22 protein-coding genes are annotated in these 19,154 nt (G+C 32.1%); 16 read left to right on the top strand and 6 right to left on the bottom strand.

The genetic code is table 11. The annotated features are described in order from the left end of the window. Positions 1 to 2 precede the first annotated feature (2 nt). The 6 genes from HM985_RS09380 to HM985_RS09355 form a co-directional block, all read right to left on the bottom strand. Positions 3 to 2,489: a hypothetical protein gene (locus HM985_RS09380; RefSeq protein WP_179376019.1), complete on the bottom strand. Its 2,487-nt coding sequence runs from the start codon at positions 2,487 to 2,489 to the stop codon at positions 3 to 5. Between the two features lie 56 nt (positions 2,490 to 2,545). Beyond that, entirely contained in the window at positions 2,546 to 3,607 is a 1,062-nt protein-coding gene (locus HM985_RS09375; protein ID WP_173588626.1) for an SMI1/KNR4 family protein, read from the bottom strand. 92 nt (positions 3,608 to 3,699) lie between these two features. Then, complete coding sequence (locus tag HM985_RS09370) at positions 3,700 to 4,116, bottom strand: hypothetical protein (RefSeq protein ID WP_179376018.1); 417 nt, start codon at positions 4,114 to 4,116, stop codon at positions 3,700 to 3,702. Between the two features lie 47 nt (positions 4,117 to 4,163). Beyond that, positions 4,164 to 5,297: an adenylosuccinate synthetase gene (locus tag HM985_RS09365; RefSeq protein WP_179376017.1), complete on the bottom strand. Its 1,134-nt coding sequence runs from the start codon at positions 5,295 to 5,297 to the stop codon at positions 4,164 to 4,166. Continuing rightward, complete coding sequence (locus HM985_RS09360; RefSeq protein ID WP_179376016.1) at positions 5,298 to 6,161, bottom strand: hypothetical protein; 864 nt, start codon at positions 6,159 to 6,161, stop codon at positions 5,298 to 5,300. A gap of 2 nt (positions 6,162 to 6,163) precedes the next feature. After that, positions 6,164 to 6,514, bottom strand: coding sequence for a hypothetical protein (locus HM985_RS09355; protein ID WP_179376015.1), 351 nt, complete (start codon positions 6,512 to 6,514; stop codon positions 6,164 to 6,166). A 162-nt stretch (positions 6,515 to 6,676) separates the two neighbouring features. Here HM985_RS09355 and HM985_RS09350 point away from each other — a divergent pair, with 162 nt between their 5' ends. From HM985_RS09350 to HM985_RS09275, 16 genes are all read left to right on the top strand, one after another. After that, a complete protein-coding gene (locus HM985_RS09350; protein ID WP_179376014.1) occupies positions 6,677 to 7,582 on the top strand; it encodes a DUF6892 domain-containing protein in 906 nt (301 codons plus the stop codon). Positions 7,583 to 7,603: 21 nt separating this feature from the next. Further along, on the top strand, positions 7,604 to 8,140 hold the full coding sequence (locus HM985_RS09345; RefSeq protein ID WP_179376013.1) for an HD domain-containing protein: 537 nt from the start codon (positions 7,604 to 7,606) through the stop codon (positions 8,138 to 8,140). Between the two features lie 134 nt (positions 8,141 to 8,274). Then, positions 8,275 to 8,916 (top strand): hypothetical protein, encoded by a 642-nt coding sequence (locus tag HM985_RS09340; RefSeq protein ID WP_179376012.1) that lies wholly within the window; start codon positions 8,275 to 8,277, stop codon positions 8,914 to 8,916. A 45-nt stretch (positions 8,917 to 8,961) separates the two neighbouring features. Beyond that, a complete protein-coding gene (locus tag HM985_RS09335; protein ID WP_179376011.1) occupies positions 8,962 to 10,218 on the top strand; it encodes a hypothetical protein in 1,257 nt (418 codons plus the stop codon). Positions 10,219 to 10,415: 197 nt separating this feature from the next. Continuing rightward, positions 10,416 to 11,549, top strand: a complete 1,134-nt coding sequence (locus HM985_RS09330) for a hypothetical protein (RefSeq protein ID WP_179376010.1) — start codon at positions 10,416 to 10,418, stop codon at positions 11,547 to 11,549. Between the two features lie 76 nt (positions 11,550 to 11,625). After that, positions 11,626 to 12,375 (top strand): DUF1963 domain-containing protein, encoded by a 750-nt coding sequence (locus tag HM985_RS09325; RefSeq protein WP_179376009.1) that lies wholly within the window; start codon positions 11,626 to 11,628, stop codon positions 12,373 to 12,375. 33 nt (positions 12,376 to 12,408) lie between these two features. Further along, positions 12,409 to 12,834 carry a DUF2262 domain-containing protein gene (locus tag HM985_RS09320; protein WP_179376008.1) on the top strand — a complete coding sequence of 142 codons (426 nt, stop codon included), beginning with the start codon at positions 12,409 to 12,411 and terminating at the stop codon, positions 12,832 to 12,834. A 14-nt stretch (positions 12,835 to 12,848) separates the two neighbouring features. After that, positions 12,849 to 13,568 carry a DUF1963 domain-containing protein gene (locus HM985_RS09315; RefSeq protein ID WP_179376007.1) on the top strand — a complete coding sequence of 240 codons (720 nt, stop codon included), beginning with the start codon at positions 12,849 to 12,851 and terminating at the stop codon, positions 13,566 to 13,568. A gap of 14 nt (positions 13,569 to 13,582) precedes the next feature. Next, positions 13,583 to 14,104 (top strand): hypothetical protein, encoded by a 522-nt coding sequence (locus HM985_RS09310; protein ID WP_179376006.1) that lies wholly within the window; start codon positions 13,583 to 13,585, stop codon positions 14,102 to 14,104. A 24-nt stretch (positions 14,105 to 14,128) separates the two neighbouring features. After that, positions 14,129 to 14,884 (top strand): DUF2314 domain-containing protein, encoded by a 756-nt coding sequence (locus HM985_RS09305; protein WP_179376005.1) that lies wholly within the window; start codon positions 14,129 to 14,131, stop codon positions 14,882 to 14,884. Positions 14,885 to 14,904: 20 nt separating this feature from the next. After that, a complete protein-coding gene (locus tag HM985_RS09300) occupies positions 14,905 to 15,312 on the top strand; it encodes a C40 family peptidase (RefSeq protein WP_173588639.1) in 408 nt (135 codons plus the stop codon). Between the two features lie 19 nt (positions 15,313 to 15,331). Continuing rightward, positions 15,332 to 15,937 (top strand): SMI1/KNR4 family protein, encoded by a 606-nt coding sequence (locus tag HM985_RS09295; protein ID WP_179376004.1) that lies wholly within the window; start codon positions 15,332 to 15,334, stop codon positions 15,935 to 15,937. Between the two features lie 89 nt (positions 15,938 to 16,026). Beyond that, a complete protein-coding gene (locus tag HM985_RS09290) occupies positions 16,027 to 16,632 on the top strand; it encodes an SMI1/KNR4 family protein (RefSeq protein WP_179376003.1) in 606 nt (201 codons plus the stop codon). Positions 16,633 to 16,656: 24 nt separating this feature from the next. Continuing rightward, positions 16,657 to 17,112: a hypothetical protein gene (locus HM985_RS09285; RefSeq protein ID WP_179376002.1), complete on the top strand. Its 456-nt coding sequence runs from the start codon at positions 16,657 to 16,659 to the stop codon at positions 17,110 to 17,112. Then, positions 17,112 to 18,335: a hypothetical protein gene (locus HM985_RS09280; RefSeq protein WP_179376001.1), complete on the top strand. Its 1,224-nt coding sequence runs from the start codon at positions 17,112 to 17,114 to the stop codon at positions 18,333 to 18,335. The genes HM985_RS09285 and HM985_RS09280 overlap by 1 nt, the downstream gene beginning before the upstream one ends. A 17-nt stretch (positions 18,336 to 18,352) precedes the next feature. Then, on the top strand, positions 18,353 to 19,138 hold the full coding sequence (locus HM985_RS09275; protein WP_179376000.1) for an alpha-ketoglutarate-dependent dioxygenase AlkB: 786 nt from the start codon (positions 18,353 to 18,355) through the stop codon (positions 19,136 to 19,138). The last annotated feature ends 16 nt before the right edge of the window (positions 19,139 to 19,154 follow it).

Genomic DNA, 19,154 nt, shown 5'->3' with positions numbered 1-19,154 from the left:
TTCTAAGCGTTTAAATCATCAACGACTTGTAATAAAGCCGTCGTTAAATCTTCTGAATAGGCTCCAGATTTTGCCATTGCCTGTAATCCCATGCCATATGAAGCTGCCATTTGAGTACCTTTTACTAAGTGTACAAATAAACTTCGGCAAAGATTTCCGTAGGTTTCTTGTGCTGTTCCTGGCGCTAAATTGGTGTTTAGTAAAGTCATATAAAGTGCTTGCCCCATCCGTACTTGCATTCCTGTTTCATCATCAAGTAACCAGGTTTTAAATTCTTCTATTTTTTCATCCAAAGGCTGTAAAAGTTCGGTGTCGTAACTTCCAGTTTCACTATAATGTTCTAGATTATGAAGTACAGCATCTACATATTTTTGGTTAATTTCTGTAACTTCCATTTCAATTGTAATGGTTTGAGAGTTATTAACAGCTGTGGGTGTTTCTGTGGTTGTTTCTTCTTTAAAATGAAAATTATAAAAAGCTTTAATAGCAGTTACTAATTCTGTTTGATCATTAAAATCGGCTATTGTACTTTGACTATAATCAGAAAGATATTTAGTGGTGTTTACGTTTAGTTTATCTTTTTTTAACGCCCCTAAAAAGTCGGTTAAATACACTTCAATTTCTGTTGAAATTTCAGCTAAAGCGACATTTTCAGAAGCTTTAATTTTACATTTTTTATGAAAAGTGATGATACGATTGATCGCCTTATCTAAAAAATAACTAAGGTCATCTTCACGATCATTAAAATAGGTAGCTGTCCTTACGCCTTGGGTTGTTAAAAGATTAGAAACCCAAACGGCTTCTTGTCTAGAACTGTAATAAAAATCGCCTAAATAATTAAACCACGCTTGAATTATATTTAGTTCTAACGGACGCGCTTCATTGATATAATGTCCGCCAGCAAACGTGTTACAAATTTTGGCCACACAAGCATCAATACTTTTAAGAGCGCCAATTTCGTTTACACGAGAATAATTTCCTGGTTCCGCACATAACGTAATGAGCGTTTTTGTGATTAAAGGCAAGTTTTGTTTTCTAATATCATCTCTAACATCTCTGGTAGAATAGGCCATTTCTAACAAATACAATTGTAAAATCTCTTGTTGTTCTGCGTTGTATAAATTAAATAATTCCTCGCGAGCATCGTAAAACGTACGAACTAAAAACTGATTTAATGGATTTTTAATACTTTCTTTAGTAAAACCATGAAGGAACCCCTTTAAGTTATCTTTAGTTTGAAAAACGTTTTTAATTAAAAATTCACCCGTCATTTGAAAACCCTTGTGATCAAAACGCATTATAGGAAGTTTGCCTTGGCGTTCTTCAATCAATAGATCTGAAAAAATGGTATTGTATGTTTCTGTTTGGTTTTTAATACCTGTTTCTGGATGGCATGTATTAAACCAAAACGGAATGCATTGCAGCGGAAGTGCTTCTGCTGTATTTTCTGTGAAAATGAGTTTGCCATAATCTTTAAAAGCTTCCGTATAAAAATTACTTCCGCCATCGGCAGTTAACCAATCTATAAATCTTAAATAGCAAACGTCTAATTGTTCTTGTGGTATGTTTTTATCACGATTATTAAATAATAAGGTATCGCCAGCATCCCAAACTTTAGGACCTAAAGCAGCAATTAATGGGTAGAAACCTTCAGCCGTTTTTAAATTAAGTAATTCTAAACTTTTAACGTCTCCAAAAATCAAGCGTTCTTTTATCGCTTTATGTGCTTCATAAATAACTTCTAAGCTATTATAATAATAGGCTGCTAAATCAGTGGTAAACCAAGGCAGCATTAAATCGTAAGCACCAGTAACGTATACGCGACCGACGGGTAATATACGATGAAATTGAGTGATGAATTTACTCCAATCATTCTCAAAAAAATACTGAACAAAATCGTTGTTTATTTTGAACGGAAATTTAGTAATCGTTTTATCTGACTGGACAACGGAATATGTTTCGTTTAAAATTTGATATCTAATACAAAACTGAATTAAAAAATCGGAACTCAATACATCTCGAATATCAAAAATCCGGTCGATTAAAAAGCGGGCGATAGGAAGAGAGGCTTCCGATTCACTTTGTACGAGCATTTTTAAAACCTGAAAAATTTGTGTTTTTAAATCTTCAGAAACGGCATCGGTTTGTAAATAACTTAGACTAAAATTTAAAAACTCGACGAGCTTATTCGTGCTTTTTTCATCAGGAAATAATCCTTTTTGTAATAGTGGGTACCAAGACCCAATAAGCTCTAAACCTTCCTGTTCATTGGCAAAAACCTTAGGGTGAAAATAGAGGTGTTGCGCTGTGTTTTCTGTGAATTCATCAGTTACACCTTCGTGTTTACTACTGTTTACAGTATTTCTGTAAACATCGGTATCTGTAGCGTCCATTATCTCTAAAACTTGAAGCATTGCTTTTACTTCAGGTGGGGCTAATGATTCTAACTTTAATTTTGGTACTATTTTTTCTTTAAAAATCGCAGACATGTGCTGGGTATTATTCAAATTATATTGTAATGTGTTTTATTCTTTTTAAGATGATTCTATTCGACGTAAAACCATTCGTTTTCTTCAATTTCGCCTTCGTTACCCATTAAACTTTTCAAGAAGGTATTTAAATCTTCGGCTTCAATATATCCAATTTCTTGATCTGCACCATAACGAATAATTTGTCCGGCTTTTCCTTTTGTATTTGGTGCAAAATCGAAAGCTAAAAAATTACCATTTTGTAAATCGAAAAACGGAATCCAATAGGGTGTGGTGTACATTAACAAGGCTTTACCTTGGTTGGTTGAGTAGGTGTCTAACAGGTCTTCTTGCGTCCATTCATCGTAAATATCTTTCCATTGTTTCCATTCTTTATATATAGCTTCTGCGCCCATTATAGCACATCTATCAATACCATTATGCAACGTTAAGTATTCTTTTATTATTGTAGGAAAAGGAAAACCGGCCTCTTTTTCAAATTGAGCAAAAATGGCATCATTGTTAATTGGTGGCTTTAACTTTAATCTTTTTTCTGTAATTAAAGCGATAAAAGATTGTGTAACCTCTTTCATATTAATTTCAGCTTCTAACTGAATAAAAGGCTTTAAGAAATCGGCTTTTTCTTTTGCTAATTGTTCTGCTATAAATTGATTAGGAATAAATTCATTAATAAAAGCACCTGTGTTGTCTTGAAACGTAATATCTTTAAAATTAGAAACAGGCTGAGAACTATACAAACTCGTACTAAAGTTATAAACAGATTCTACAAAATTTTTAACGACGTCATCACTTCTAAAACGCTGAATATTTATAAACCATGCTTTAAATAGTGGCGTATTTTCTATTTCAAAAGTAGCAACAGTTCTGTCTTCTAAAAATCCAATTCCGTAAAATTTGGTATTAAATTTATAATCTGGTGTAATAAGTGATAGTTTGAATAATTTTTTCCCAGAGCGGGTTTCAATAGCCTCTAAAAGTGCATCTCTAAACGTAAAAGAATTCTTGTAATGTTTTGGATCTTCAAGAGTTGGAAGTGTCTCTATTTTGATAGGTTCAAAATTGAAATCATCCCATTTTAATAATTTGAAATCTTCTGAATACGTTACGTAATTATTCATGTTTTCTTAATTTTTGGCAATGCTAAAGTACTCTAGAAAACTAAAATTTTTATCCCTGAAACTAGTGATTTTATAAAAATGAAGGTATTGGTTTAAAACCTAATCTTACTTTTTAAAATGTCTTCTAATAATGGAAATTGTGTTGGTTCAATTTGACTGACCTGAATTCTTATCTTTTTTTCTTTTTCATCCGGGGTTTGATAGGTGATAATCATAACCTTTCTCTCAACAACATAAGATTTAAGGGCACTATAAGACACCTCTTTTTTACCTATAATTCCGGCTTGAAATACAAAGTGATGTTCTGAAAATTTAAACACTTTAAGATTTTTGTTGAAGGCATATAGACTAAAAAATATTATACAAAATGCTATTGGAAAGACTATTTCTATTGATGTCGCTTGTAGAGTTATTAGGCTTAGTCCTATCATAAATAGTGCAAAAATCAAAGGTTTGTTTTTTGCTTTAGAACTTAGTTCAATTTCAGATTTAGTGTTTGTTTTGTGCATACGTTATAATATATCTTCTTAGATATTTTTATTATGGTTTTATAAAATCAATTTTGAAGTTTCTCTATGCATTCTCGTCTAGGGCCGTAACTTCCGTGAACAGATTTGAATGTTGTATCTAATTTTTGAAGTAAATTCTCGTAAGAAAAACCAGGTAACTGGTCGAGACAGGTAATCATTACATGCTTTTGAGGTTTTAAATCTTGATGATGAATGGCATCAGAACTTAAAGCATAATTAAGTAATTCTGGATCTAAAGCTTGTGTTCTAAACTCCCCTTGAAACTCGTTAGTTACATTCGCTTCATTTTCATTATTCTGAAGTGAAACAGGTTTTATGTTAGACATTGGTCCGTTGCCATGTCGTGTTTGGTAACAGCGCGTTATGTAATAAATATCTATTTCTACTTCAGCTTTTAAATGTGTTTTTATAAGCTGAATAGCGTTTTTAGACGTGGTATAACTCCACGTGGTATGCGGATGAAAACCATGTTGTGTATCTAATAAAATACCTTGACTGCCTTCAAAAATAAAATGCTCGAATGTTTTTTTTAACTCTGAAAGAGAGGTTAAACTATAATACTTTTTAATATCTAAACAACTGTCAGTAAAATAATCTTCGTTGTAATCTTTAAGTTCGTTTTTGTAATAATCTTGAATCGATTTTGGCTGACTTTCTAGTTTCGTTTCATAATACAATTTTATACTTTCTAAACGTTGTTTTAAAATCCATTGAAATTGTAAGTCGTTAGCATAAAGATATACTTCTGCTTTATTTCTAGCGATGGTTGTACCGAAACCCAAGCCGCAAGAGCCGTGATTTTGTTGTTTTTCAATCGCTCTATTATAAGCAATATCGTAAAACGTAGTAATCATCGCCAATGGATGAAAATACAATTTTGGCTTGTAGGTTTTTAAGAAATCACCTTCGTCTAAAATGGCAGGAGGAAATAGGGTAGTGTGCTCCGAATAATAAGTTGGCACACCCAATAAAGTCCCAGAACCAAAATTACTGAACGTATGGGTAAGCGTGTCTGTACTTACTGTATGCCCAATTTGATGACCTCCTGAAAACCGAACCACTACACTTTCTTTAGGATTTTGTGATGCCAGGAAATCGGTCGTTAACCCTTTTCCAGCATCACCAAAACCTAAATCTATAACCAAACTACACTTTGTCATTTATAGCATATTTTCTACTTCTGTAGTGTCAGAAGACGTATTTGTATTTATTGTAGCACTATATGGTTTATGATTTTGAATCACCACCTCTGCAATACGTTTTGCTACGGTTTTAAAATCAGGAACTTCTATAAAGTTTTCTCCCAAAAGTGTCTTCCAATTACCTTTACGACTATCTTGTTTTGACCATTCGTTATGCTCTAAATGCATATGGAAAACATTATATTTTTCTTGTGCTTCTGTAATAATAGCTTCTGTAGTTATGGTTTCTGCTTCATTTGTACAGGTATATCTTTTAATGATTTCGGCTGGAATAGTAGGGAAAACAGGTTCATCTCCAATAGTGAATAAAAAGCCTTTTTGTTGTCTTTTTTCCCAACAATCAATAGCGGTATGACGTGCAGCAAACAAATGTGCCAAGTTATACCCTTCTTGATTGTTTCCTCCACCGCCACCTTCTAAATAGACGCGTGTTAACCAACGGTCTAACAATTCTGCTGATGATTCAAACTGTCCAACTTGTAAAGGTGCTCTATCATAAATAAAATCTCCAATGCCTAAAAATAGTACTTGCGGATCTTCAATTCCAGCTTCCATTAATGAGCCAATAAGATCTGGTAAGGCTTCTTTTACAATATGTTCTGGTACAAAACCCATACTTCCAGTCACATCTAGAGCGACAATAATAGATACTGTTTCTGGATGCTCTTCAGAATCTCTTGATTCTCTGACAAGTGCTTTTGTAGGATCCATTTCTGGATCTATGTGTCTGGATGTAAATATTTCTTCTCTAGACTTGTTACCATAGTCTTTCATTTTCCGTAAACGCTTATAGGCGTCGTTACTAAATCTTCCTCCTCCCATAATTATAGTTCATTTATTATTCCACCAAATAAGTGTGTATAGCGCTTTTTGGCTAATTCTAATTTAATTTCAAAATTTCTAATTTTCACTGACATTTCTAAGTCTTTGGCTACATAATCTTTGGCATCAAAATCTGAAGCTAAGACCAAACTATTTGCATCTGTAGGGCTCATATCTAGCATATTTTCTTGCTCACGTTTTAAACGTTTTAAAGACAAAGCTAAATCTTCTGTTTCGCGTTTGTACATGAGTTGTGCATCTTCTGCAATAGCATTGGCACGATCATCTCTTATTTTTTCGTTATTACGTTTTAAGGATTCTAAAAACGCAGCACTTTTATTTTGATCTTCCATAAAAAAGGTTTTCAACAAAGTTAAAAGAAGCTATTGTTTTTTTTATCCCTGATAACCGTGATATTGTTTTGAGCTTTCTTATTCCGAATAAAAAATCACGGAAAACAGCCATTTAAACTCTTAAGGATGTTGTTATCTTTGGTCTTTTAAAAGCATGTAATTATGACGACAATACATTTATCTTCAACAGGTTTAAAAATTAATTTAGTGTCTATAGAATTTCCAGTTTCAATAGAAACTTTAAAAGATGGTTTAGATGCGAATTACAGAAGTGTAAAACTAAAAGAGAACACCATTTTTACTTGGGATGATTTAGGGATTTTAGGCTATTCAGGCGATGGAGAACATATCGATTCTCTAACGTTAGAGTTAGAACCTGATGCTTTTGAATTTAGTCCGAAAACCAAATTTTCTGGAACATTTTATTTTAATGATGAAGAGATTGTTAATTATTATAAAACTCACAAAGCAGAACGCGTAGAACTTTTTGAAGGTGACGATTGTGGTGCTTTGGTACAAAATAATATAAGTGCTTGGTTTGATGTTAATGATAACCGTATTAGTGCCATTGAAATAAGTACTTATGAAATTTATAACCGTTGGGAAGGTATTCCAGAAGATAAGTACAGTATTAAACCACTGAATGAAGAAGAAATCACCTTTGTAGATTTTGGATTTAAACTGTCAATTATTGAAGAACTGATGTATGTTAAAGGATTATTAAAACCTCTATTTGATATACACGAATTTGCAAGATGGTATAAAGAACGTGACATTGATATTAATGAAGAAGGCTACGAGCCGATTGCAGAAGTAGAGCAATATTTTAAAGATTTACCCATCCCAAAACGTTTAGCTTCAGAAATCACGGAGATTTATCAAGATGGTGGAAACGATATTTATATGAATTTATCTCCATTTTCAGGTGGGGCAGTAGAGTATTGGGATATAGAATCTGCAGAAGATGCTAAACAGTTTCCTAATTTAAAAAAAGCAACATTATGTTATGCTAAAGATTGTGTTTATGATGAGTTTTCAGCACTAGGAATTGATGCAGAATCGTTATAGAATATTAATAAATTAAAGCCTATGATTCAAGATTTATATCAAAAAGCCATACAATTTGCAGGAGAAAAACATCACAATCAAAAGGTGCCAGGAAGTAATTCAAATTATGTATTGCATCTCTCTAATGTGGCGATGGAAGTTTTAATGGCTTATCAAAACGAACCAGATTTTAATTTGGCTTTAGCCATACAAATAGCATTATTACACGATACGCTTGAAGATACTGATACGAGTTTTAATGACTTAGAAACTATATTTGGTTTTAGTATAGCCGAGGGTGTGCAAGCATTAACTAAAAATAATACCATTCCGACTAAAAGTGAGCGCATGCTTGATAGTCTAAACCGAATAAATAGTTTAGAGAAAGAAGTTGGTCTTGTAAAATTGGCAGATAGGATTACAAATTTACAGCAACCCCCAAGCTTATGGAACCCTGAAAAGATAAAAGCTTATCACGAAGAAGCCATTTTGATTGCATTTAAACTTCAAGATAAAAATAACTATTTAAATGTCAGGCTTCAATTTAAAATTGATGATTATGCAAAGTATGTTCATTAGGCGTGAGAGGCTTTTTTTAGTAACGAAAAAATGAAACAGACTAAATTCAGTAAAAATAAATATCACTAGTTTCAGGGATAAAACAAAAAACTATTAATTCTAATTTTGTCTTGTAAAATAAAAACAACAAGATAATGGGATTAGCAATTACAAGTGGAATATTAGTAGATTTCAAGGAAAACGAACCAGAAGGTTACGAAGCTTATAAAACATACTTCAACAATATAAATATAATATTAGCAAAAAATAATGTAACACCTCACCAAGAACCAGATGTTTTAGAAAGGGCACCTCTATCCTCAGGCGGTTTTCCTTATAGTTTTTTGCATTATTTAAGACGTTTTGCTGCACATGTATGGGAGAATGAAGGTAATGATAATTGGAAGCCAATACTTTTTTCACAAGATGATGAGCCTGGTGCAGATTCAATTTTAGAAGATCACTATTCTTATATGTCTAGTCATCTTTTAACACATTCAGATTCAGAAGGTTTTTATATTCCTGTAGAATTACCAGAAATTCTTTTTGATAACGATGAAGCACCCGTTCCTGGGGCAATGATTGGTTCTTCCTACGATCTTTTAAGGGAATTAAAAAGCCTTTCAAAGCATTTAGGAATTACATTAAACGAAGATGATATTGTCTCAAATTTACCAGAATTGAATGAGAAAATTCAAGCTAAAGGTGATTTTTGGGTAGAGACATTGGTTTGTGCTACACTTTTAGATGCTTCAAAATTTAGCATCACTAACAACACAGCTATCGTTTTTAATTAAATAGAAACGCTTTAAACTAAAGATATTTCTAAGTAAAAAGGACAAATGGAGTTAATAAATAAAAATATAGAAAACACTAAACAAGACTGGAATACTTTAGGAAGTAAATATGCTTCTGATGTAAATAAAATGGTTGCCTTTGGTGAAACTAATGGATGGGGAAATTGGAAAGGGGAAGAACCTAAAGATGAAAGAGATCATTTGGCAGATATGGTCTATCAATTTTTAAAAGAAGCTAACAAAAATAATACGGTTGCTCAATTTAGAACAGATTTTCCGCCCGCACACACTCCTTTTGTTCAATTTATGAAAGAAAAAGGACAAAGTGTAGAGCAATTACATTTTATAGATCATCAGAAAATTGTTTTTTTAACCGGAACAGCTTATCAAAAAAGGCAAGCTTATCTTCTTAAAGACGGTGAGACTTTAGAGCTTGATTCATCTATTAATGCTATAGGGAAGTCTAAGCAAGATCATGTTTTTGCCATTGCCGCAAATAATACGATTGTAACTACACAAGGTTGGGAAGGTGAAATTATTGCAACTTTTACTTTAGATAAAGCTAAAAATATAGGAATTACAGAATTGATTCCTTTTAACGACGGACTCAAAGTTCTTTTAGTATCAGCAGACGGTATTTATATTATTTCTAACGATACTGAAAATTTAATTCATCCTTTACCAGACCCAGAAGATGATGAGTGGGAGCCTTATTTGGATATGGAAAATGCAACGCTTTCTAATGATAATAAGTATATCGTTGTGGGCGATCAGTGTTACGATCATAGAATTTTAGATCAGAATGGAACTGAAATTGGGGAAATTGGTCCGCAATCTTCTTATCCGGATTTTTGTCTTTTTTCTAAAGACGATAAACAGTTAATTACAAATTCGTGTCACTTTTATAATGGTATAACTATTGGTGTAGATACTTCAAGTTTAAAAAAACTTAGTATACCTGCTTATGACGGAAGTGAAGATAGCATAACTATAGATTCGGAGATGAGAGTTTATTGCGGCGTTTCCACTTCAGAATTCTATATTTTAGGAGATGCATTCGGGTATATTAGAGCTGTAGATACCAAGGGTAATTGTATTTGGAGATATTTTTTAGGATCTACAATTACAGGTATTACCATTTCTGAAGATGAAAAGACGCTTTGGGTTGGTTCTGCTTCAGGAATGCTTCATAAATTACAATTAGAAAAGGGACTTAGAGATAAGCACACTATAGGGACTGGTAATCATTACGAAGAATTTAGGCTTATTTTATGGAAAGATGAACCTATAATGAAATGGTAAAAAGGAATCCATAATTATTTCACTTTACTAATCGTATTTAGAGAAAAAAGCACGTCTATAAAAGCGTGCTTTTTTTATTATTTGCTAGAGAAAAAATAAAACAACCTGAATTCAGTATGCATAAATCTCACTAGTTTCAGGGATAAAATAAAATGGCATTAGTTCTAATTTTGAACTGTAAAACAAATACATTCAAAATGAAAAATACTCTACTTTATTTCGTGCTAATGTTAAGCCTATTATCTTCTTGTAGCAAAAAAAGCTATACAGCTTTATATAAAGAAGGTAGTACATTAACACCTAATGAAACTAAATATCACTTGTCTAAAAACCTTTTAAAACTAGAAGTAATTTATACGTTAAATGAACCTAGAGTTTTAAAAAATGGTATAGATCAAGCATTAACATCAAGTTCTACTAAAGTTACGATTGAAGACCCTATTAAAATCACAAAACTTTTAGTTGCTGATCAGTCACAAACATTTGTGGTTACCGGTAAGCAATTGTCTGAAACATCATTTGTAAATACAGGAATAAATGGAAAGAATAGTATTCAAGAACAAACAATAAGTATTCCTTCTTCAGAAATAATGGCACGTAATACATTGCCAGCAGCTTCGCTTACAGATTCTAGTATTGAAGCAGAAGCTTATTCTGCAATTTTAGAAATGAACGATAAATTAAATAAGGTTACTACTAAAGATCAGGCAGAATTAGCTTTAAATTTAATCTCTTTCTACAAAAGTCAATTTAAAATGTTAAATGAAGACTTTAAACCATACGTTAAAAAATCGAAAATAAAATACACAGTAATTATAGATCCAACAGCATTATATTCTGAAGAAAATCGTTGGTCAAATATCAAAGATGATAAGATTTATCATACCATTTACCCAAAGCATATCTTTGAAAATAAAGGCGTGTTAAAAGATATCTTAACATTAGAAATTCCAAAACCAGAAGCTTTATCAACACCACCTTTAGAAAATAAAGAAGGTATTATCTATCGTAGTCCGTCTACAGTGAATTTTACGCTATCGTTAAAAGATGTGTTTATTGCTTCAGATTCTTTAGCATTAGCGCAGTCCGGAACTGTTAAAACAATTTCAATTAAAGATTTAGAAAATGCAGAAGGCGTAGCGGTACTATTATTTAAGTCTAAAAAATCAGAAAGCACTCAAGGATTTCAAGAAAAAATAGAGCCATTAGATTTTGATTATAACGAAACTATAGAAAACTCGCAAGAAGTAATTAAAAGCGAATACGAAGAAAAATTAAAAAATATAGATTTGTTAATAGATAAACTTCAAGAACGTCAAGCAGAATTATAATATCACTGAAAACCGTTACTCAAAAACCTAAGCAAAGCTTCATTTTTGTAATATATCAATAATAAAAAATAACTTTATGGACAAAGCTAAATTTGAAGAGATAGTTAAAATTGAAAAATACGATTTATATAAAAAAGAAGCGTATTTAAGATCTGTAATGTTACCCTCTATTAAAATAGTAGGAGAAAATCGCAGTAAAGAAAATGTAGGTTTAAGTAAACAAGGAGGCTATCCAGAAGTACCTGAAGATTTTAAATGGCCTAAACACGAGTTTGGTGATTATCGTTTTGCATTACAAATTAATTTAAGTGAAATTAAATTTGAAACGCCACTACCAAAAACAGGAATGTTAAGCTTTTTTATTGCTAATGATGATGACAAAAATGTATTTTTTGGAGCAAAAGATTATGCGAAAGTCTATCATTTTGAAGAAGGTACACCCTTAAAAACCTATGTAAATCCTAATTTAGATTACTTCTATGTAGATCATTGTATACGCATTGATTTACTCGAAAATGTAGATATACCTTACAGAGAAGAGTTATACAAAGATAAAGGATTAAATAAAAGGCAACTAGATTACGTTTGTAGCAAAGTACCAGATATGGTAAGCAAAAAAACGTTCAGCTATTTATTTGGATACCCATATTTCAACACCTTAGCTTATGATCCTCGTAAAACTGATGAATGGACGTCTTTACTTACTTTGCGATGGAATAATGTTTTTTCTTGGGACTGGGATATGGATGAGTTTCTAATGTTTTTTATTGAAAAAGATAAACTTGCCAAAGAAGATTTCTCTAACATTAGAACCGATTTAGGTTAATAATGCAGCGGTAATTTTTAATAACATGCACTAATGAAAATAACCAAAGATACGCTCAAAAAAGATCCACGAAGCGAAGATTGTTATAGAACAACAATTTTATTTGGGCAAAATAAAATTGATATCAGCCTAAATATCGAAGACATTAGTTTAGATGACATGATTGCTTTAGGAAATTCATTTTTAGAAGATTTTGAAGATAAAAAGAAAAAAGCCACAGATGAAATCGTAAATGCGTTTTACGAAAATTACAATGAAAACTGGGTCGATGAAGACAATGGATATCCAGAATTAAGCAAGCCAGAATTCAGACAAAAATTAACCATAACAGCTATTCATTTTTACGCCAAAGATTTGATAGATGTCATTTATAATGAAGATGGAATGTTCGGGAATCATTATTTAATCGCGCAATCTTACGATGGTGAAAATTTTGACGATAGCACCATGTTTGGTTAAAAAAAACACGAAAAATGACAGTAAAAGATCTTAAAAATAAAATATCTAAACCGGTTACTAAATTTAACACAGGTGGCTTTAGACCCAAAAATACGATTGAAGAAAGTTGGATCGGTAAAGTCTTTGCTTATAATGAAGATGAAGACATTCCGTTAGATAAAAACGGAGATCAAATGTTTCCGTTGGCGCAATTTTACCTTCCTAATTTGCCTTACGTTCATCCAAGTCTTAAGGATACCAAACTCATCACTGTTTTTGTTTCTGCAGAATGGCCAGAATGTTTTGACGATATGGGAGACCATTGGGTGATAAGAGAATATAACAACTTAGAAAATATTCAAATTAAAAATATAGAAAATTCAGACTCGTTTATAAATGCTTTTCCGTTACACGCAGAATTAGACGAAAATGATTTCCCGTTATGGGATGGTGGCGGTTTATCTCTAGAAGATGAAGCAGAAATTTTAAAACTAGAAGACGAAGGTGTTATCGACGATTATTTTGATATCACAGATGAAATTACAGCACATATTTACGACCACAAAATAGGTGGTTATCCTTCTTTTTGTCAATCTGGAATAGGCGATGCTGATGGTTTTGGAAAAGGCTTTCAGTTTGTGTTTCAAATTTCATCAGATGAAAAAGCAAATTTTAACGTGGTAGATAATGGTAGTTTAATGTTTGCTAAAAATAACGACACCAAACAGTGGAGTTTGTATTACGATTTTTATTAATTGAAAATTTCAAAATGGAAAACATAAAAATAGAACAAGCCTACCAAAATACATTTTCAGGTTTAACAATGTATTATAGAGATTGTGAGCTTTCAGAGGATTTGGTTACGCGCTATAAAGTAGACCAAATTATACAAGAACGTGGTTTTACAGATGTCTCTAACCAGGCAGAAGGTTTAGCTAAAAATGTACGCTTTGCTATCGCCTCTAATTCGGCTTCTAACTTAGGAGAAATAAATCCGGATGTAGCAAAATATGGGTTTCATTTAATTGCTTCTGGAGCTTATTTTAAAGTGCTAGATATTTATACAATTGAGAATAAAACACAGATAATGCTAATGCATTTTAATGAAGCCTATTTAGAAATTTTCAACAGTACTAAATCTAACATAGAAGACAAAATAGTACTTGTGGGTAGAAAAAGTTTAGATACCAAAATAGAAATGCAACCTAATGCTATTTTGAATAACGAAGAATGGACAGTACGTACGCAACACCCTATCGGAATGTCTGAAACAGGTACATTCTTTCTTTAAAAACATAAATAAAAAACAATTACTATGAGTCAAGATAACAATATCGTTTTTGCTAAACAAAACGAAAAAATGAAAGCGGCTTACCTTAAAGCACAAGACACGTTTAACTATTTCTGGAGAGAAATATATTGGGAAGCAAAACGTGTGGTTCCTGCGCATAATTTGTCGTTGGTAAAAATTCCTTTTCAACAAATGGCTGAAGGTGATGACCAACCTACTGTAGAACATATGTGGATTAGCGAAATAGCTTTTGATGGAGAACATATTACAGGTGTTTTAATGAATTCACCTAACCTATTAACCAATGTTGCCGAAGGTGATACCGTAACTAGAAAAGTCTCAGAAATATCAGATTGGATGCTAGCTATAGACCGAAAAACTTATGGAGGTTATACCATACAAGTCTTACGTTCGGATATGACGGAGGAAGCAAGAAAACAACACGATGAGGCTTGGGGATTAGATTTTGGAGATCCTAATAATATTCTAGTGGCTTATCAGCAAGAAGACAATGAAGAGCACCTTATTGAACACCCAATGAGTAAAGTAATGGAACAACCTGCTAGAGATTATTTTGAAGCTAATCTAGACGTAGTAAAGGCTGTAGATGAAAATGGAGTTACTAGATTACACACAGAAACCATTGCAGGAAACAAAACAGCAGTAGATATTTTATTGGAATTAGGCGCGGATAAAACGGCTAAAACCAATACAGATAAAACCGCTTTAGACTTTGCTACGGCTTTAAATTGGTCACACCTTATACCTGTTTTAAAATAATGTAACGCATCATTTTTGAAATGAAAACCACATTTACATCCATTTTTATAGGAATTTTATCCATACTTGCACTTTCTTGGTTGTTTATTAACCATCAGGAAGATGTAAGCATGGATTTAATTTTTGATAAAAAAATTATAGATGGAGACCTTGTTTTTCGCTCTGTAAATACTGGAACTTTAGACGCAACACATTATAATGAATTTGGAATTATTGAAAAATCTTTAGGAAAACTATATGTTTGGGATAACCAAAATACAATGAAAAGAAGTTTTCAAGACTGGGTGAAAGAAGGAAACGGTGGGCATATTAAAGTTTATAGTATAAAATCTTCAAACTTTAATATCAATACCTTAGAACTTCAAAACGGAACTTATAGCCATGTTATGAATTCTGAAGCCTTAGAGTTCGTAACTGAGAGTAAGTGAAAAATTTAAAAAATCTAAAATGGATACGATAGCAAATAAATACATAGCAACACTCAAATGCGCTTATTATAATGCAAAAGGAAAAGACATTTGGGATCATTTTGAGAGCGTAAAACACGGTGCTGCATCCGAGCATTTAGATCAGGTAAAACTCATCTTTCCTGAGGTTCCTGAAGCACTATTGCATTTACTAACGTTTGTAGATGGCACGTATTGGAGAACGTATGGTGATGACGATATTATTTTGTTCTTTTTAGGTTCAGACATGGCTGAATATCCGTATTATTTATTGTCTTCAGAACAAATTATTGAAAATGAAAATGTAGCAGCAAGCTATTATTCAGATTATATAGAAAGAGCTTATGAAGGTGTCGATATTGATGAAAAAATCACCAATAAATCAGAAAATCTAAAGTGGCTTCATTTTTCAGATTGTATGAATAATGGCGGAACGTCTCAGTTGTTTATCGATTTTAGTCCTTCTGAAAAAGGAACAAAAGGGCAAGTTGTGCGGTTTCTTCACGATCCAGATGAATTTAAAGTAATAGCAGATAGTTTTGAAGACTATTTACAAATGATGATGGATAATGAAATAGGGTTTATTAATGAGGATAATTTAGAATAAGTCTAGTTTTTAAATCCATTTTAAAACGGAACTTATAGCCACACAATGAATTCTGATACCTTAGAATTTATAATTGAAAAAACAATAGAATGAATAGCATTGCAGATAGATACATTTCAGAACTTAAAAAGGCCTATTATAAGGCTAAAGGCAAAGCTATTTGGGACCATTTTGAGAGCGTAAAACACGGTGCATCTCAAGATGACATTAATGAACTTAAAGCCGATTGTCCTGCGATTCCTGAGGCCTTAATTCATCTATTACAGTATGTAGATGGTACGTATTGGAGAACGTATGGCGATGAAGATATTGCGTTAACCTTATTGGGGTCAGATCTGTTTAAACTTGATTATTATTTATTGTCGTCTCAACAAATCTTAGAAAATCAAGGTGATGCACCATATAATTTTCAAGATTATTTAGATGGAGAATACGATGGTGTAGACAGAGATGAGAAAATCTTATCAAATGCAAAAGACCTGGATTGGCTTCATTTTGCAGATTGCACAAATTACGGCGGAACCTCTCAGCTTTATATAGATTATAGTCCTTCAGAAAAAGGAGAAATGGGTCAGATTGTGAGGTTTCTTCACGATCCTAATGAGTTTGAAGTCATTGCAGATAGTTTTGAAGCCTATTTACAAATGCTGATTGCTAATGAATTTTCTTTTATAAGAGAAGGCTATTTAGAATAGAATAATCTTTAAGCAAGTCATAAAATGAATTTAGAAAACGCCATCACACAAATTAAAAACTTCCAAGTTAGTGACGCTATGGAAGATTATGATATTAGTGAATTCTTTGATGCTATTGGCGATGAATTAGAAGCTATAAATCGTTTTACAGATTCACAAAAGCAACAACTCATTCAAACACTTTTTAATTTTTTAAAACGTCAAGATCCAGAATTAGATGAAGATTTTTCTTTCATTCATTTCATAGAAGCTCTAGATCAACCCGATTACAAAATTTATAATGCTGAATTGCTGAAATTCAATACAGAAAACGGTACGATTACTTCGACACTTTTATTGAACCGGTTTATTAATGGTTTAAAAGAAGAAGAACGTATAGAACACATCGATTTATTAAAATCGATTGCAGATAATGCGAATTACACCGATTTAGTGAGAGCTGAAGCATTAAGTTATTACGAACATCAAATGGAAAAATAATGTACATAGAAAACGCACTCTCAAAAACTAAAAATATTTTACTTAATTTAAGTACTTCAGAGACTAAATCAGAAGCATTAGATTACTTGTTAGCCAACTTTAACGGATGTGTAGTAACACGTTTTTCTGATATTGAAAACACAGAAAAATCAATCCGAATTTTTGCTCTGGGAGATATAACTTTGTTAGACGTTAAATCTGAAGACGTTTTCATTATCAAAGAATTTTCTTCTCATTACGAAAACCATTCTACGTCAAATTTGAAGATGATTAGTGAAGGACAAGTCCCAATAAATGTACACAATGCAGGTGTGTTTTATCGTCAGTTTTTTGAAGACGAGAATTACTTTTCTAAAATAGAGACAGAGCATCAATTTCAACATTTAACAGAATCTACCAAACAATCTGTAGCTTTAAGAAAAGGCATTTATTTAAGTGAAATCACCAAAGAAAAATCGACTAAAAATGAAGAGCAACTTCATTTTAAATTATTACGATGTTCTACCAACTTAACAGGACCAACAGATAATTTTAGAGCTACAGATACGTATATAGTCAACAAAATTAATGAAGCGGTAAAATTTGATTTTGAAAAAGAGACCGAATTAAACCACGTATTAGCTCAGATTTACGAGAATAAAAAGAAAGATAAAGACCATCCAAAAGATGTAAAAGCGAAGATAAAAGCACATTCCGACAAAACGAAAGATATGCCAAAAGAAGGTTTAATTGCCTTCTGTACGTTTTATGATACAACTAATTTTGATAAATTGAGTCCTTCTAAAACGAATAAGTTTGATAGAGTTTATGGCAAATCTAGCGGATTAAGTCGCTTACTTTTCAAACTTAAATCGTCTGTAAACGATGCTACTTTAGTTAAAGAATTTTCGGTGACTTTATATCCGAATTCTGTGTTTTTAATTCCGTTGTCTACCAACAGATTATACACGCACGAGATAAGACCATCGGTTTTAGATATCGATTTAATTCCGATTAGAATGGGGTATGTTATACGCTGTTCTAATCTAGAGGCTGTTTATACAAACGGTCAAACCTATATTAAAAATGAAGACGAACGGATTAAGTTAGAACCAATGATTTCCGAAAATCTAGAAGATTTAAGAACGTCTTATTACGAAGAAAACAAGACCGTAAAACGTGTAGATTATGGTAAAGTTCACTTTAGTATGAATACAGGAGATTATAAAAAACCAATCTATTAATCTGAAAGCATTATTGTATGAATACGTATCCGTTTTATAAAACGACACTTCCTTTAAAAACCAATTGTTTCGAATCTTTATCTAAAGAAATCAGTTTTGAAGCCTTAGGCAAAGGACGCGTTGGAAATACTATAATAAAGTGCTTAGATAAAGGTATTCCTGTAGTAAGAACAACAACGAAGTTTAGTATTCCTGCTCATTATTTTACTGTAAATCATCTTGATATTTTAAATCATATTAATAACACATTAGAAGCCGAAAATCAACCAAAAACAGCTTTTAACTGTGGACTTATTGAAATATATGACGAGAATTATACCAAAATGGGCTATCATTCCGATCAAAATTTAGATCTAGAACAGAACTCTTATATTGGTTTGTTTTCATGTTATAAACATCCTGAAACGCTTACAGATGCATCCATTCGTATTCTCAGAATTAAAGATAAATCTACCGAGGAAGAATTTGATATTAAGCTTACGCATCATTCTTTCATTTTGTTTTCTGTGGAAATGAATGCTAAATATTCACATAAAATAATTTTAGAAAACCCAAACCGCGAAGCACTAAAATTAGCCGATAACAAATGGTTAGGCATCACTTTTAGAACCTCTAAAACCTTTATTGAATTTAAAAATAACAAGCCTTATTTTGAAGATAGTGCAGTAATGGAACTCGCAAATGAAACGCAAGAAAAAGAATTTTACAAATTGCGGGGTCAAGAAAATAGAAGTCTAGATTTTACATATCCAGAGATAAAATATACGCTTAGCAAAGCTGATTTAATAAAGCCTATTAGCTAATAATAAAACTAAAAAT

Source organism: Winogradskyella wichelsiae (genome assembly GCF_013403925.1).
Taxonomy (GTDB): domain Bacteria; phylum Bacteroidota; class Bacteroidia; order Flavobacteriales; family Flavobacteriaceae; genus Winogradskyella; species Winogradskyella wichelsiae.
The sequence above is the reverse complement of the archived record's forward strand: the minus strand, read 5'-3'. Positions and strand labels throughout refer to the sequence as shown.

What these genes read in the sequence shown, in the direction of transcription:
- HM985_RS09380 (WP_179376019.1), bottom strand. Translation starts at nt 2,489, where the DNA reads ATGTCTGCGATTTTTAAAGAAAAAATAGTACCAAAATTAAAGTTAGAA.
- HM985_RS09375 (WP_173588626.1), bottom strand. Translation starts at nt 3,607, where the DNA reads ATGAATAATTACGTAACGTATTCAGAAGATTTCAAATTATTAAAATGG.
- HM985_RS09370 (WP_179376018.1), bottom strand. Translation starts at nt 4,116, where the DNA reads ATGCACAAAACAAACACTAAATCTGAAATTGAACTAAGTTCTAAAGCA.
- HM985_RS09365 (WP_179376017.1), bottom strand. Translation starts at nt 5,297, where the DNA reads ATGACAAAGTGTAGTTTGGTTATAGATTTAGGTTTTGGTGATGCTGGA.
- HM985_RS09360 (WP_179376016.1), bottom strand. Translation starts at nt 6,161, where the DNA reads ATGGGAGGAGGAAGATTTAGTAACGACGCCTATAAGCGTTTACGGAAA.
- HM985_RS09355 (WP_179376015.1), bottom strand. Translation starts at nt 6,514, where the DNA reads ATGGAAGATCAAAATAAAAGTGCTGCGTTTTTAGAATCCTTAAAACGT.
- HM985_RS09350 (WP_179376014.1), top strand. Translation starts at nt 6,677, where the DNA reads ATGACGACAATACATTTATCTTCAACAGGTTTAAAAATTAATTTAGTG.
- HM985_RS09345 (WP_179376013.1), top strand. Translation starts at nt 7,604, where the DNA reads ATGATTCAAGATTTATATCAAAAAGCCATACAATTTGCAGGAGAAAAA.
- HM985_RS09340 (WP_179376012.1), top strand. Translation starts at nt 8,275, where the DNA reads ATGGGATTAGCAATTACAAGTGGAATATTAGTAGATTTCAAGGAAAAC.
- HM985_RS09335 (WP_179376011.1), top strand. Translation starts at nt 8,962, where the DNA reads ATGGAGTTAATAAATAAAAATATAGAAAACACTAAACAAGACTGGAAT.
- HM985_RS09330 (WP_179376010.1), top strand. Translation starts at nt 10,416, where the DNA reads ATGAAAAATACTCTACTTTATTTCGTGCTAATGTTAAGCCTATTATCT.
- HM985_RS09325 (WP_179376009.1), top strand. Translation starts at nt 11,626, where the DNA reads ATGGACAAAGCTAAATTTGAAGAGATAGTTAAAATTGAAAAATACGAT.
- HM985_RS09320 (WP_179376008.1), top strand. Translation starts at nt 12,409, where the DNA reads ATGAAAATAACCAAAGATACGCTCAAAAAAGATCCACGAAGCGAAGAT.
- HM985_RS09315 (WP_179376007.1), top strand. Translation starts at nt 12,849, where the DNA reads ATGACAGTAAAAGATCTTAAAAATAAAATATCTAAACCGGTTACTAAA.
- HM985_RS09310 (WP_179376006.1), top strand. Translation starts at nt 13,583, where the DNA reads ATGGAAAACATAAAAATAGAACAAGCCTACCAAAATACATTTTCAGGT.
- HM985_RS09305 (WP_179376005.1), top strand. Translation starts at nt 14,129, where the DNA reads ATGAGTCAAGATAACAATATCGTTTTTGCTAAACAAAACGAAAAAATG.
- HM985_RS09300 (WP_173588639.1), top strand. Translation starts at nt 14,905, where the DNA reads ATGAAAACCACATTTACATCCATTTTTATAGGAATTTTATCCATACTT.
- HM985_RS09295 (WP_179376004.1), top strand. Translation starts at nt 15,332, where the DNA reads ATGGATACGATAGCAAATAAATACATAGCAACACTCAAATGCGCTTAT.
- HM985_RS09290 (WP_179376003.1), top strand. Translation starts at nt 16,027, where the DNA reads ATGAATAGCATTGCAGATAGATACATTTCAGAACTTAAAAAGGCCTAT.
- HM985_RS09285 (WP_179376002.1), top strand. Translation starts at nt 16,657, where the DNA reads ATGAATTTAGAAAACGCCATCACACAAATTAAAAACTTCCAAGTTAGT.
- HM985_RS09280 (WP_179376001.1), top strand. Translation starts at nt 17,112, where the DNA reads ATGTACATAGAAAACGCACTCTCAAAAACTAAAAATATTTTACTTAAT.
- HM985_RS09275 (WP_179376000.1), top strand. Translation starts at nt 18,353, where the DNA reads ATGAATACGTATCCGTTTTATAAAACGACACTTCCTTTAAAAACCAAT.